Below are 12,415 nucleotides of genomic sequence, written 5' to 3'. Positions count from 1 at the left end.
CTTCCGCGTTGCCCGAGGCCGGTGTGGAGCAGGATCACCGCTCCTCCAAAGGCTTGGCAGCACTGATCAGCGAGTGCTGACAAGCCTTTGTTATTCCGCAGGAAATCTCATTTCGATACGAATATTAAGACTTGATTAATAGATCGAGCGTTTCATCATAGAGACCACCTTTGCGAGAAGTGAGGTCCTGATGACGAGTGAGATGGAGCTGCAGCTCAAGGGTTATGGCCTGACAACGGCCCAGATTCTCTACCGGATGCCCGACCATCCGACCTTCCTCCAGACCTATATCTGGCAACATTACGACATCGCGCCGGAGTTTCCGGAGATGCGCCACTTCCTGAAGTTCTGGCAGGAGAAACTGGACGGCCCGTTGCATTCAGTGCGCTATGTGCATCGCAAGCTGATATCCGCCAGCGAATGGCGGGCGCTCAAGGGAGAGTTCATTCTCCACTGAGCGCCGGCATGGTTTCCTGCCGGCGTCACACGGAACGCGTGATTCCGCCGTCGATGCGGATGTTCTGGCCGGTGATATAGGCGCCGCGATCGGTCGCGAGCAACGCGATCAATTCAGCGACTTCCTCCGACGTGCCGTAGCGTCCCATTGGAATGCGGTTACGCCTCTCTTCCGTCTCCGGCAGGCTGTCGATGAAGCCCGGCAGAACATTGTTCATACGGACGTTGTCGGCGGCATAGCGGTCGGCAAAGAGCTTCGTGAATGCGGCGAGACCGGAACGGAAGACGCCCGACGTCGGAAACAAAGGATCTGGTTCGAAGGCCGCATAGGTCGAGATGTTGACGATGCTGCCGGATTTCTGCTCGACCATGATCGGTGTTACCAACCGGGTCGGCCGCACGGCGTTGAGGAAGTAGACCTCCATTCCCTTGTGCCAGTCCTCGTCGGTCAACTCCAATACGGGTGCGCGCGGCCCATGGCCGGCCGAGTTGATCAGCGCATCGACCCTGCCCCAGGTGTCATAGGCCGAGTCGACCAGGCGCTTCAGGTCGTCGTTCGACTGGTTCGAGCCGGTGACGCCGATGCCGCCGAGTTCGCGCGCCAGCGCCTCCCCCTTGCCGGATGAGGAGAGGATCGCGACGCGATATCCCTCCGCCGCCATCCTTCGCGCTGCAACCGCACCCATGCCCGAGCCGCCTGCGGTGATGATCGCTACCTTCTCTCCACTCATCTTCTCGTCCTTTATTGCAAGTTTCCTTAAATCGTAGCCGGCTCAAGGAAACATGCAGCATTCAGAGTGCGTCCTTTGCGCGTCCGATAGGATGCTCGACGCCGTAGTCTCCGGCATGCGCCGGGCGCGCAAAAGTCGCGTTGATTTCAAACCAAGCATGCTTCCCTGGCCGAAGCTGCCCCGAGAGCGGATGCAGTTGAAGCAGTCATTTTCGCTGACCGCAAACGACAATTTCTGATGACAGCAACAAATGCACACATCATCGATGCGCTATGCGCACTGTCAGACATGCACCTCGCCGTGAGCGAGTTCGCCCTCGTGATGTTCCTTGTGCAGCGACGCGTAAAGAACAAGGACGTAGAACAGCGCGACCCCGATCATCACCGTCCAGCCCGGCAGCGGCCCGAGCGCGGCATTTTCAGTCACGTCGGCCCAGGAACGAACGTGGCCGAAAGGTTCGCCGTTGGAGGAAATCTTCGGCGACGAGATCTTCAGCGCCCAGGCCAAAAGCAAGATCAGGTACATCCAGCAATAGTTGCGCTGGAGCCTCCGATAGACGGCTTCGCGGTAACTCATCAGGAAGGCCGGCTTGCGCAGGCTTTTTGCAATCGAGGCCGACCATTTGAGGCTCGGCATCCCCTCCGGCGCAAGAATTTGCGCGAAATAACCACGCTCGAGTTGGCGCACACGCGCACGATAGACGTCGAAGAAGCGATAACGTCGCGCTTCGATCAACAGCAGCAAACTTATCAGCAGTATTGCGAACAGCAGGACACCATGATGCGAGGACGGCGTCGACAGAGATACGGAAAGCATCGCCGCAACAACGGTGATCGCCCAGTTCGACGTGCGGTCGATGCGGTCCCGCCATCCGGCCATTCGCCCCATTTCGCCGCGATAATAGTGCACGATCGTGTTGATCGTCTCTTGCGTCGTCTGCGGCAGCGGCGGCCCCTGCCGCTCCGGCAATTCGGTTTCCGTTTCCAATGTCAGCGGGCTCAGTTCAGCGGACATCGGCATTTCCTCCGGTCTTCGTTGTTGAATGGATGATGACTCCTTTCCAGCCGCGGATAAATCCCGTCGAGCTTGCGCATTGTCATTTTTTACCGAACGCTAAATATTCGTTTTTTGTTTCAGGCACGCCGTTCGATGAATGAGTCGTCATCTCAGGAGCGCACGGCGAAAGGCGGATTGCCAAAGCCTGTGGACGGTCGTAAGAAGCGCCCATGACGCAACAGAGCAAGAAAATCGACGAGGAAGCCCTGGCGGAGGCGTACAATCGCGCGCTTACGCTGGAGAAGTCCGGCAACCTCGACGCGGCCGCAGCGGCTTATGCGGAAGTGCTGGAACTCGACCCGGAGGATCACGGCGGCGCTGCCGTTCGCCTCGCATCGATTGGTCGCGGCGAAACGCCGTTGAAGGCACCCGACGCCTATGTCGCGACGCTTTTCGACCAGCACGCCGACGTCTTCGAGAACGTCCTCGTCGATCAGCTCGATTATTGCGTACCGCTGCTCGTTCGCCAGCGCCTGCAGGCTCTGAAACTCGGACCCTTCCAGCGCGTTCTCGATCTTGGCTGCGGCACGGGCCTGACCGGCGGCGCGCTGCGCGACATGGCGGAAGACATCACCGGCATCGACCTGTCCGAAAACATGGTCGAGATCGCCCACGAAAAGGATCTCTACGAGACGCTCTACGTCGCCGAAGCGGTCGATTTCCTGGACGATAACGACGAAGCCCCCTTCGACCTGATCGTCGCCACCGACGTGCTGCCCTATATGGGAGCGCTCGAAGCGCTGTTCTTCGGTGCCGTCGACAATCTCGTTCCGGGCGGTCTGCTGATCTTCTCCAGCGAAACGCTTCCCGCGGAAGCATTCGCCGGCCGCGACTACAAGGTTGGTCCGCATCAGCGCTTCGCCCATTCGGAAGCCTACCTGCGCGATCGCCTGACGGCGACCGGGTTCGAAATCATCGAGATCGGTGATATCACGGTGCGCATGGAGGAAGGCGAGCCGATCGCCGGGCAGCTGGTGGTCGCCCGCTTCAAGCCCTGAGACGAGGGGCGTGAAACCAGCGGATGCGACGGCGAACGCATCCCGGCTCTTTTATGCACGCCGGCCATCGGTTACACCTGCTCCGAAGCAAATGGGAGTCTGCAGGAAATGGCCAAAGTCGCATTCATCGGTCTCGGCGTCATGGGTTACCCCATGGCAGGTCACCTCAAGGTCCGAGGCGGACACGAACTGACCGTCTATAACCGCACCGCAGAGAAGGCGCAAAAGTGGGCGACCGCGTTCGGTGGCCGCACGGCTGCGACGCCGGCGGATGCAGCCGACGGCCAGGATTTCGTGTTCTCCTGCGTCGGCAACGACGATGATCTTCGCTCCGTTACCATCGGCAAGGACGGCGCCTTCGAAACAATCAAGCCGGGCGCTGTCTTCATCGACAATACCACGGCTTCCGCCGAGGTCGCCCGCGAGCTCTATGCGGCGGCCCACGCGAAGAATGCGCATTTTATCGACGCGCCGGTTTCCGGCGGACAGGCTGGCGCCGAAAACGGCGTCCTGACCGTGATGTGCGGTGGCGACGAAGACGCCTTCGACAGAGCCAAGCCCGTGATAGCAGTCTATGCCCGCATGGTCGGCCTGATGGGGCCGGTCGGCGCCGGCCAACTCACCAAAATGATCAACCAGATCTGCATTGCCGGCCTTGTGCAGGGACTCGCCGAAGGCATCCACTTCGGCAAGAAGGCGGGCCTCGACATCGAGAAGGTCATCGACGTCATATCCAAGGGCGCCGCGGGGTCCTGGCAGATGGAGAACCGCCACAAGACGATGAATGCCGGCAAATACGATTTCGGCTTCGCCGTCGACTGGATGCGCAAGGATCTCGACATCGTGCTGGCCGAAGCGCGCCGCAACGGCGCCAAGCTCCCGGTGACCGCGCTCGTCGATCAGTTCTACGCCGACATTCAGGCGCTCGGCGGCAATCGCTGGGATACCTCGTCCTTGCTGGCCCGTCTCGAAAAATGACGATTTCGCCCTCGTCGACAGCTGGCGAAATCATCGAATACATGCGGGCGCTCGGCTCGAAGGAAAACGTGGCCGGCATGGCGCGGTTCGGCATCGCCACGCAAACCGCGCTCGGCCTCTCCAATGTCGAGCTGCATCGCATCGCCCGGCAAGTGGAGGTCGACCACGGCCGGGCAATGGAGCTTTGGCAATCGGACATCCGCGAAGCGCGTCTCCTCGCGGTCTTCACGGCCGACCCGAATGCGCTCGCCTTGCAAGAGGCGCGGGACTGGGCGGCTGACTGCAACTCCTGGGAGCTTGCCGATACCGTCGCCGACCTCTTTGTCGCCGCCCGCTTCGAGCGGACGCTCGTTCCGGAATTCGCCGCCGACGAGCGGGAATTCGTCCGCCGCATCGCTTTCGCAATGATCGCGACCGCGGCGGTTCACCTGAAGCAGGAGCCGGATGCCGCGCTTGTCGCCTGGCTGCCGCTGATCGAGGCGCATGCTGGCGACGAACGCAATTTCGTGAAGAAGGCGGTCAATTGGGCGCTACGGCAGATCGGCAAACGCAGCGCCGCCTGCCATGGACCGGCGGGCGCGCTGGCGGAAAAGCTCGCCGCAAGCGACAGCCGTGCGGCAAGGTGGGTCGGGAAGGACGCCGTGCGCGAACTTCAAAGCGATCGCGTGCGTGCCCGGTTCGGCATTCCGGCCTGAGGCGGGCGGTTATTCCTCGCTCGACTTTGCCTGGTCGATCACCATGTAATCGAGCGGTAGTTCGGTCGTGTACTTGATCTGCTCCATGGCGAAGGCCGAGGACACGTCACGGATCTCGATCTTGGCGATCAGTCGCTTGTAGAACGCGTCGTAGGCGGCAATGTCCGGGACGACGACGCGAAGCAGGTAATCCACGTCGCCGCTCATGCGGTAGAATTCGACCACTTCCGGAAAATCGGCGACCACTTCGGAGAAACGGCGCAGCCATTCCATCGAATGCGAATTGGTGCGGATCGAAACGAACACCGTCACCTTGGTGTTGATCTTCACCGGATCGAGCAGAGCGACCCGGCCGCGGATGACACCATCCTCTTCCATTTTCTGGATACGCCGCCAGCAAGGCGTGGTCGAAAGTCCGACCTTCTTGGCGAGGTCGGCAACGGCCAGAGTCGAGTCTTCCTGCAGAAGGCGCAGGATCTTGCGGTCTAGGCGATCCATGAAAGGTCCTCTCGAATATTTTTCCCTTCATAACGTGGATTTCGTGAAAATAAAGAAAATTGTTTCAGGCAATCAACAGAGCGACGCGGGCACGCAGAAACGGCAGCAGGTCCGTCTCGAACCAGGGATTTCTCCGCAGCCAACCCGTGTTGCGCCAGCTCGGATGCGGCAGTGCCAAGACGGCCGGGCCGCTGTTGCGCATGACATATCGCTGCCAGTTTTGCACCGTCTCGGTCATAGACGCTGGACAATCCGGTCCGAGATGCCAGCGCTGCGCATAATGGCCGATCGCCAGCACCAGCTCGATCTGCGGCATGGCGTCCATCACCCGTTGCCGCCAGAGCGGCGCACATTCGCGCCGCGGCGGGAGATCGCTGCCGTGGCGGTCGTATCCCGGGAAGCAGAATCCCATGGGGACGATCGCGAATTTCTTCGGGTCGTAGAATGTCGGTCGGTCGACGGCGAGCCACTGCCGCAGCCGATCGCCCGAAGCATCGTTGAAGGGCAGACCGCTCCCATGCACCCGCAGTCCCGGCGCCTGGCCGGCGATCAATATCCGCGCCGAATCCGAAATGACAGCCACGGGCCGCGGGTCGTGCGGCAGCCGATGTTCGTCACCACGCGCCGGACTGTCGCGACAGATGCGGCATGAGGCAATCGCTGCGCGCAGTTCCTCAAGGTGACGCGCGCCACTATCCGCCATCGACGATCCTCCTGAAAATCGCCCGGGCCTGCTCCTCGAGCCATTGAAAAGCGAGATCCAGCCGGTCGCTCGCTTCATGCGGCGTCTCCTCCGCGCCACCATGCGACCGGCGCCACGCCTGCGGCCGAACGAAATCACCGGCCCAGAGACCGACGCGGCCCTCTCGTGCCACCTCTTCCTCGTCCCGGTACCGGCCATAGCTGACCGCGTAGCCGGAGAGAACCATCTCGCGGCCGAGATCGCGCTGCCCCGCCTCGCAGACGCCGAGATCGCGGCCATAGCGGTCGTGGCCATGCAGGCGGCAGGCGGTCGCAAGTCCGCTGGTGAGCGCCCTCAGGCGCTGACGCGCTTCGGCGCCGCAGTCCCATGTGACGTCACCGCGCCGGCAGGTCTGGCCGATTTCGGGCGCGTCGATGCCTTCAAGCCGCACGCGCCGTCCGTCGAGCCTCAGGCTGTCGCCGTCGCTTGCCGAGGCTGCGCCCTGCAGTTCGCCGGTCACCGTCTGTTCCGGCGGAGGTAGCTTTGCCGCGAAATAGGCGCCGATGCTGAGCAGAAGGAGGAACATCCAACCACCGATCATTCCGCCTCGCCCATCGGCGCGTTTTCTCGGCAAGGCACCCGCTGGCCGGCCAAATCCGAACCGCCGTCCCGGCGCGGGGGGCTTTGCTCCCGTGCCGTTGATGATCCGGAACTTCCGGTTCCCTGGTCTCACGCACGCACCTCGAAACTCGACACCGCCAACTTCGTTCCGCCTCCCGAAAAACGCAATCGCGCCACAATGGTTTTCAATTCCTTCATGCCGGGCAGCAACTTCTTAAGGATTGCATCCTAGACTGCAAGCTGGACACAATCCCTCGATCAAGAGCATGAGTATCGTCGTCAGCACATCGACAGATAAGATCATTGTCGACAAGTCGCGCAGTCATCGAAACAAGGCCGTTTCGAAGACCGTCCGGGCGACGCGCGCGCGGCTGCAAACCGGCTCGTCCGCTCCGTCCGGCTTCGAGCGGGAAATGCTTCTCCTCCACATCGACTCCGTCCTGCATGGCGCGATCGCCCTGCCCTTGCTTGTTGCGCTGATTGCGGCCACCGGCGTCTATCTTACCGGCGACTTGGGCATCCCCGCCTGGGCCCTGATGGCGCTGTCGGCCCATGCGGTCATGGTATTCCTTGCGCGCAAGGCGAAGCGGGAGGATATCGGCCCCGATAAGGTTGTCGTCTGGCGCCGGCGCTTCCTGATCGGCCAGGTGCTGATGGGGCTCTGCTGGGCGATTTTCGCCATCCAGGACTGCGCCTCCTGCGGCGATATCCGCTTCGGCTTCTTCGAAGGCACCACCCTGCTGGTTGCGCTCGCGGCGACCGCCATGGGCACCTTCCTGTTGCGCAACGCCCTGCTCTACACATTCCTGCCGGTTGTCGGCGCGCTCGCCTTCTCGTCGGTGACGGTCGGCAACCCCGTCGACATTGGTCTCACCGGCATCCTCTCGCTTTCGCTCGTGTTCCTCCTCTTCATGACCGGCCGGATGAACCGCGCCAACGTTTATATTCTTTCCATGCAATCGGAAAAGGACGACCTCATCGCGGAACTGGAAGTCGCGAAATCCATGTCGGACGAAGCCCGTCGGCGCGCCGAGGAAGCCAACCTCGCAAAATCCCGTTTCCTCGCCTCGATGTCGCATGAGCTGCGCACGCCGCTGAATGCCATTCTCGGCTTTTCCGAGGTCATGTCGACCGAAGTGCTCGGGCCTCTCAGCAATCCGACCTATAAGGAATATACGTCCGACATTCACCGGTCCGGCGAGCACCTGCTCAATCTCATCAATGAGATCCTCGACCTCTCGCGGATTGAGGCCGGCAAATACGACCTCAACGAGGAGGCGGTAAATCTCGTCGACATCGCCGAGGATTGCATCGGCATGGTGCAGCTCCGCGCCCGGTCGAAGAACATCACCATCGGTGAGCAATTCGAGCTGGGCATGCCTGCCGTGTGGATCGACGAGAAAGCAATACGCCAGGTGACGCTCAACCTGCTTTCGAACGCAGTCAAGTTTACTCCGTCGGGCGGCGAGGTCACCGTCAAGGTGGGCTGGACCGCCGGCGGCGGACAATATCTCTCGATCAAGGACAACGGTCCGGGCATCCCGGAAGAGGAAATCCCGATCGTGCTTTCCGCCTTCGGTCAGGGCTCGATCGCGATCAAGAGCGCCGAACAGGGCACCGGCCTCGGCCTGCCGATCGTTCAGGCGATCCTCGCCAAGCACAACGGCCAGTTCATCCTGCGTTCGAAGCTCCGTGAAGGAACGGAAGCGATCGCCATCCTCCCGCCGCGTCGCGTGCTCGAGAGCCTCCCGCCAGTCGAGGATGTCCCCGCCCCTGCGCGGCGCCGCAAGAGCTTCGCCTGATCGGTTACGCACTCTGCGCCTGCTTCAGTTCATGAATCCGGCCAGGAACACCACGTAAAAGGCATAGGCCGCATTGGCCAGGATCAGGCAGAGACAGGCGAAGGATCCGAGATCCTTGGCGTTCTTGCCCATTTCCGAGATTTCCGGCGAGACGCGATCGACGATCTCCTCGATCGCCGTGTTGATCGCCTCGAAGGCCATCATCAGCAGGAAGAGAATCGCCATCGCGACGTACTGAAACAGCGTCGCGCCTGCGATGGCGAAGGCGACCATGGCAATCGCAAAAGCGATGAGCTCGTGCCGGAACGCCGCCTCCCCGATCAGCCGCTTCGCACCGCCCAGAGAATAGCTGGCGGCAGCAAAGAGGTGCCGGATACCGGTGTGCTTGCCGACAGGTCCGGGCTTGGCGTTACGGGGATTGGTGTTGTTGACGTCCATTTTATCTCGACAGCTCAAAACTGCGGCAGCTACGACATTGCGATTGAGGCGAATGCAAGGCAGCCCGGGTCAAGGCCCACCGCCGATCGCATGCCCTTTGGATAGGAGAGCGGCCCGCTCGCATCAAGCCCTCCAGGATGGAGCTTTCCGAGCCGGACGGCCAATCGACAGCAACGGTGGCACGTGGTCGCGCCAAGAACAAGGCTGCCGCAGGATTCCACGAATTCGGAATCGATTTGCCACCTTGCCGCCGCGGACCACTCACCCCTTGTTGCTGACGCCGGCCTGGGCGAAGGTCGCCATGCCGCTGTGGCAGGCGGCCGCCGCCTTCACGATGCCCGCTGCAAGCGCGGCACCCGTGCCTTCGCCAAGCCGCATGCCGAGTGCCAGCAGCGGCGTCTTGCCAAGCTTCTCGATCGCGCGCATATGTCCAGGCTCGCCGGAGACATGGCCTATCAGGCAATGATCGAGTGCCGATGGATTCGCGGCCTTGAGAATCGCCGCCGCCGCCGTTGCGACGTAACCGTCGATGATTACGGGAACCTTCTGGATGCGCGCGGCGAGAATCGCGCCGGCCATCGCCGCGATTTCGCGTCCGCCGAGCCGGCGCATCAGTTCGAGCGGATCCGAGAGGTGGTCGCGATGGAGCGCCACGGCTTTCTCGACCGCGGCGATCTTGCGCTTCAGCACCTCGCCTTCCGAACCCGTTCCCGGTCCGACCCACTCCTCCGCAGTGCCGCCATAGAGGCCGAGGTTGATCGCAGCCGCAATCGTCGTATTGCCGATACCCATCTCGCCGATGCAGAGGAGATCGGTTCCACCGGCGATCGCTTCCATGCCGAAGGCCATGGTCGCCGCGCAGTCGCGCTCGGAAAGGGCAGCCTCCTCCGTGATGTCGCCGGTCGGATAGTCGAGCGCGAGATCGAACACCTTGAGGCCAAGATCATGGCTGATGCAGATCTGGTTGATCGCCGCGCCGCCGGCGGCAAAATTCTCCACCATCTGCGCCGTCACCGACGGTGGAAAGGGCGTCACACCCTGGCGGGTCACACCATGATTGCCGGCGAAGATCGCGACCAGCGGCCGGGTGACTGCCGGCGCGCGGCCGGTCCAGGCGGCGAGCCAGAAGGCGATTTCCTCGAGACGCCCAAGCGCGCCCGGCGGCTTCGTCAATTGCCCGTCCCGTTCGCGCGCGGCCACGAGCGCCGCCGAGTCCGGCCCCGGCAGGTTGCGCAACAATTCGCGGAAGTCATCGAACGGAAGGCCGCTGGCACTCATGGAGAATCCTTGCAGGTAAGAAGCGTCGGTTGGCGCACGTCATAGAGCCTGGGACCGCGTCCGGCAACGGCATTTGCGCCAGATGCTGTCGCCGGAGCATGATCGGGCGAGGCGCGACGATTCGGCCTGCTGCATGTTTCCTTAGTCGATTTAAGGATAAGACATGCAGCGAAGCACTACAGCGTCCTTTGCGCGTAAGCCGCGCGGCGCTGCAGAGGGGTCGCAGGAGGGGCAATGACATATATCGGCGATCTCTGGGACGACGTGGCGAGGGCGGTCGCCTTCCTCAGCCGCATTCCCATGCCGCAGCGCCATTTCGTGGATCATGACGGGCGGCTCGAACGTGTCGTGCGCGCCTTTCCCTTCGCCGGCATGCTGATCGCCCTGCCCGCGGCCGTTCTGGCGGCAACTCTGATGGCGCTTCACGTGAGTTCACTCTTCACCGCCTTCCTTGTGATCGCAGTGCAAGCCCTCGTCACCGGAGCCTTGCACGAGGACGGTCTCGGCGACACCGCCGATGGCTTTGGCGGCGGCCGCGACCGCGAAAGCGCGCTCGAGATCATGAAGGACAGCCGCGTCGGGACCTATGGCGCATTGGCTCTGATCCTTTCCGTCGGCCTGCGCGTCTCGGCGCTCGCGTCCTTCCTGCCGCTGCTCGGGCCGATCGACGCGGGGCTCGCGCTCCTCGCAGTAAGCGCGCTGACCCGCGGCGCCATGGTCTGGCACTGGTCGCGCCTGCCGGCTGCGCGCCGCGACGGAGTGGCCGCATCGGCCGGTACGCCCGACCCGCGCGCGACGTCTACAGCGCTCGGATCCGCCGTTCTTTTCTCGCTGCTCCTGTTCTATGCGGCCGGCGTTCCCACCATCGCCGTGCTGCTCGCGCTTGCCGCCTTCGCGCTCACCGTAAAGGCCTTTGGAAAGATCGCGTCCCGCAAACTCGGCGGCCATACCGGCGATACGATCGGCGCGACCCAGCAGTTGACCGAGATCGCCATTCTCGGCGCCCTTGCGCTGGCGATCTGAAACGCCAATATTGTTTTAGAGCGCCGCGTCTTGATTGGGCGCGCAAAGGACAGCACTTTGAATTGCTGCATGTTTTTATCCTTAAATCGGCTAGGATTTAGGAAACATGCAGCAGGTCCGAGTGAAAACGGGATACTGGCAGCGAACCACTTCGGCACAAAACAGAGTAAGCCCTGAACCATGGAATCCCCCTGTATTCTCGTTTGTTCGATCGACGAAAGAACCGGCTACTGTTTCGGCTGCGGCCGCACGCGTGAAGAGATCGGTGCCTGGACGCTCTACACCGACGCGCAACGGCACAGCATCATGGCGGCCCTGCCCGCGCGGCTCGATACGGTGGAGCGCAAGCCGCGGCGCGAGACACGCCGGTCGCGCATGGCGCGGGAACGAAGCGGCGCATGAATCGTCTGATACTTTTGCTGGCAATCCTCGCGATCGGCCTTGCGCTTCTGATCATCAACCACGAGAGCGGCCAAACCTTCGGCATCAACAATGATGATTTCGGGCGCCTTGTTGCGCTCGGCGCCCTCGCCACGCTGCTCAGCGCCGGCATCCTGCGCAGCCGGGGACGCCTGGGCGAAGGCTTGCGCCAGATCTTCATCTGGTTCCTGATCGCCCTCGCGCTGGTCTCCGTCTATGTCTACCGTTTCGAACTGCGGTCGGTCGGAGACAGGCTGCTGACAGGCCTGATGCCCGGACGGGCGATGGTGATTACCGACAGCGAGGGGCAGCAGGAGGTTGTGCTGCAACGCCGTCTCGACGGCCAATTCGCCGCCGACGCCAGGATCAACGGCCACGGCGTCAGCATGCTGGTCGATACCGGCGCGAGCAGTGTCGCGCTCACCTATGAAGACGCCGAAAGGATCGGCCTCGATCCGGCGAACCTCAGCTACACCGTGACGGTGATGACTGCGAATGGCCGGGCGCTCGCTGCCCCGGTTATTCTGTCGGACATCGCCATCGGCCCGATCGAGCGCCGGAATATCCGCGCAATGGTCGCGGCGGAGGGAAGGCTCGACCGCAGCCTTCTCGGCATGAGCTTCATTTCGACCCTCGACTTCCTCCAGATGCGCGCGGACGAACTCAGGCTGCGCGACTAGAGCATCCCGCTTTCGGGTGGATCACGAAAGCGGATAAGATGCTCTAGAATCAAAGTGCT

General features: G+C 62.3%; 15 protein-coding genes. 8 read left to right on the top strand and 7 right to left on the bottom strand.

Annotation, left to right across the window (positions count from 1 at the left end):
* Positions 1-190 precede the first annotated feature (190 nt).
* The gene (locus tag ILFOPFJJ_RS24755) at positions 191-457 is read left to right on the top strand and encodes an usg protein (RefSeq protein ID WP_173513171.1); all 267 of its coding nucleotides are present in this window, start codon (positions 191-193) and stop codon (positions 455-457) included.
* A 25-nt stretch (positions 458-482) separates the two neighbouring features.
* Here the strand turns inward: ILFOPFJJ_RS24755 and ILFOPFJJ_RS24750 are convergent, their stop codons facing one another.
* Together ILFOPFJJ_RS24750 and ILFOPFJJ_RS24745 are read right to left on the bottom strand one after the other, a co-directional pair.
* Positions 483-1,187, bottom strand: coding sequence for an SDR family oxidoreductase (locus ILFOPFJJ_RS24750; protein WP_173513170.1), 705 nt, complete (start codon positions 1,185-1,187; stop codon positions 483-485).
* Positions 1,188-1,469: 282 nt separating this feature from the next.
* Complete coding sequence (locus ILFOPFJJ_RS24745; RefSeq protein ID WP_173513169.1) at positions 1,470-2,201, bottom strand: DUF2270 domain-containing protein; 732 nt, start codon at positions 2,199-2,201, stop codon at positions 1,470-1,472.
* Between the two features lie 212 nt (positions 2,202-2,413).
* On the opposite strand from ILFOPFJJ_RS24745, the gene ILFOPFJJ_RS24740 reads away from it, so the two are divergent.
* The 3 genes from ILFOPFJJ_RS24740 (at position 2,414) to ILFOPFJJ_RS24730 (ending at position 4,914) form a co-directional block, all read left to right on the top strand.
* On the top strand, positions 2,414-3,241 hold the full coding sequence (locus ILFOPFJJ_RS24740) for a class I SAM-dependent DNA methyltransferase (RefSeq protein ID WP_173513168.1): 828 nt from the start codon (positions 2,414-2,416) through the stop codon (positions 3,239-3,241).
* Positions 3,242-3,349: 108 nt separating this feature from the next.
* On the top strand, positions 3,350-4,219 hold the full coding sequence (locus ILFOPFJJ_RS24735) for an NAD(P)-dependent oxidoreductase (RefSeq protein ID WP_173513167.1): 870 nt from the start codon (positions 3,350-3,352) through the stop codon (positions 4,217-4,219).
* On the top strand, positions 4,216-4,914 hold the full coding sequence (locus ILFOPFJJ_RS24730) for a DNA alkylation repair protein (protein ID WP_173513166.1): 699 nt from the start codon (positions 4,216-4,218) through the stop codon (positions 4,912-4,914). The genes ILFOPFJJ_RS24735 and ILFOPFJJ_RS24730 overlap by 4 nt, the downstream gene beginning before the upstream one ends.
* 9 nt (positions 4,915-4,923) lie before the next feature.
* Here the strand turns inward: ILFOPFJJ_RS24730 and ILFOPFJJ_RS24725 are convergent, their stop codons facing one another.
* The 3 genes from ILFOPFJJ_RS24725 to ILFOPFJJ_RS24715 all read right to left on the bottom strand — a co-directional run bounded on the left by ILFOPFJJ_RS24725 (position 4,924) and on the right by ILFOPFJJ_RS24715 (position 6,827).
* Positions 4,924-5,412 carry an Lrp/AsnC family transcriptional regulator gene (locus ILFOPFJJ_RS24725; protein WP_173513165.1) on the bottom strand — a complete coding sequence of 163 codons (489 nt, stop codon included), beginning with the start codon at positions 5,410-5,412 and terminating at the stop codon, positions 4,924-4,926.
* 64 nt (positions 5,413-5,476) lie between these two features.
* The gene (locus ILFOPFJJ_RS24720) at positions 5,477-6,115 is read right to left on the bottom strand and encodes a uracil-DNA glycosylase family protein (protein ID WP_173513164.1); all 639 of its coding nucleotides are present in this window, start codon (positions 6,113-6,115) and stop codon (positions 5,477-5,479) included.
* The gene (locus ILFOPFJJ_RS24715) at positions 6,105-6,827 is read right to left on the bottom strand and encodes a thermonuclease family protein (protein WP_173513163.1); all 723 of its coding nucleotides are present in this window, start codon (positions 6,825-6,827) and stop codon (positions 6,105-6,107) included. The genes ILFOPFJJ_RS24720 and ILFOPFJJ_RS24715 overlap by 11 nt, the downstream gene beginning before the upstream one ends.
* Positions 6,828-6,981: 154 nt before the next feature.
* On the opposite strand from ILFOPFJJ_RS24715, the gene ILFOPFJJ_RS24710 reads away from it, so the two are divergent.
* Positions 6,982-8,517 carry a sensor histidine kinase gene (locus ILFOPFJJ_RS24710; protein ID WP_173513162.1) on the top strand — a complete coding sequence of 512 codons (1,536 nt, stop codon included), beginning with the start codon at positions 6,982-6,984 and terminating at the stop codon, positions 8,515-8,517.
* Positions 8,518-8,541: 24 nt separating this feature from the next.
* Here ILFOPFJJ_RS24710 and ILFOPFJJ_RS24705 read toward each other — a convergent pair whose 3' ends face one another.
* Together ILFOPFJJ_RS24705 and cobT are read right to left on the bottom strand one after the other, a co-directional pair.
* On the bottom strand, positions 8,542-8,955 hold the full coding sequence (locus ILFOPFJJ_RS24705; RefSeq protein ID WP_173513161.1) for a diacylglycerol kinase: 414 nt from the start codon (positions 8,953-8,955) through the stop codon (positions 8,542-8,544).
* 261 nt (positions 8,956-9,216) lie between these two features.
* Positions 9,217-10,233: a nicotinate-nucleotide--dimethylbenzimidazole phosphoribosyltransferase gene (gene cobT, locus ILFOPFJJ_RS24700; protein WP_173513160.1), complete on the bottom strand. Its 1,017-nt coding sequence runs from the start codon at positions 10,231-10,233 to the stop codon at positions 9,217-9,219.
* A gap of 234 nt (positions 10,234-10,467) precedes the next feature.
* On the opposite strand from cobT, the gene ILFOPFJJ_RS24695 reads away from it, so the two are divergent.
* The 3 genes from ILFOPFJJ_RS24695 to ILFOPFJJ_RS24685 all read left to right on the top strand — a co-directional run bounded on the left by ILFOPFJJ_RS24695 (position 10,468) and on the right by ILFOPFJJ_RS24685 (position 12,356).
* Positions 10,468-11,256, top strand: a complete 789-nt coding sequence (locus ILFOPFJJ_RS24695) for an adenosylcobinamide-GDP ribazoletransferase (RefSeq protein ID WP_173513159.1) — start codon at positions 10,468-10,470, stop codon at positions 11,254-11,256.
* Positions 11,257-11,436: 180 nt separating this feature from the next.
* Entirely contained in the window at positions 11,437-11,658 is a 222-nt protein-coding gene (locus tag ILFOPFJJ_RS24690) for a DUF1289 domain-containing protein (RefSeq protein WP_173513158.1), read from the top strand.
* On the top strand, positions 11,655-12,356 hold the full coding sequence (locus ILFOPFJJ_RS24685; RefSeq protein ID WP_173513157.1) for a TIGR02281 family clan AA aspartic protease: 702 nt from the start codon (positions 11,655-11,657) through the stop codon (positions 12,354-12,356). The genes ILFOPFJJ_RS24690 and ILFOPFJJ_RS24685 overlap by 4 nt, the downstream gene beginning before the upstream one ends.
* Positions 12,357-12,415: the final 59 nt, after the last annotated feature.

It is taken from the genome of Sinorhizobium psoraleae, from assembly GCF_013283645.1.
Lineage (GTDB): Bacteria > Pseudomonadota > Alphaproteobacteria > Rhizobiales > Rhizobiaceae > Sinorhizobium > Sinorhizobium psoraleae.
This window is presented reverse-complemented; position numbering and strand designations above follow the sequence as displayed.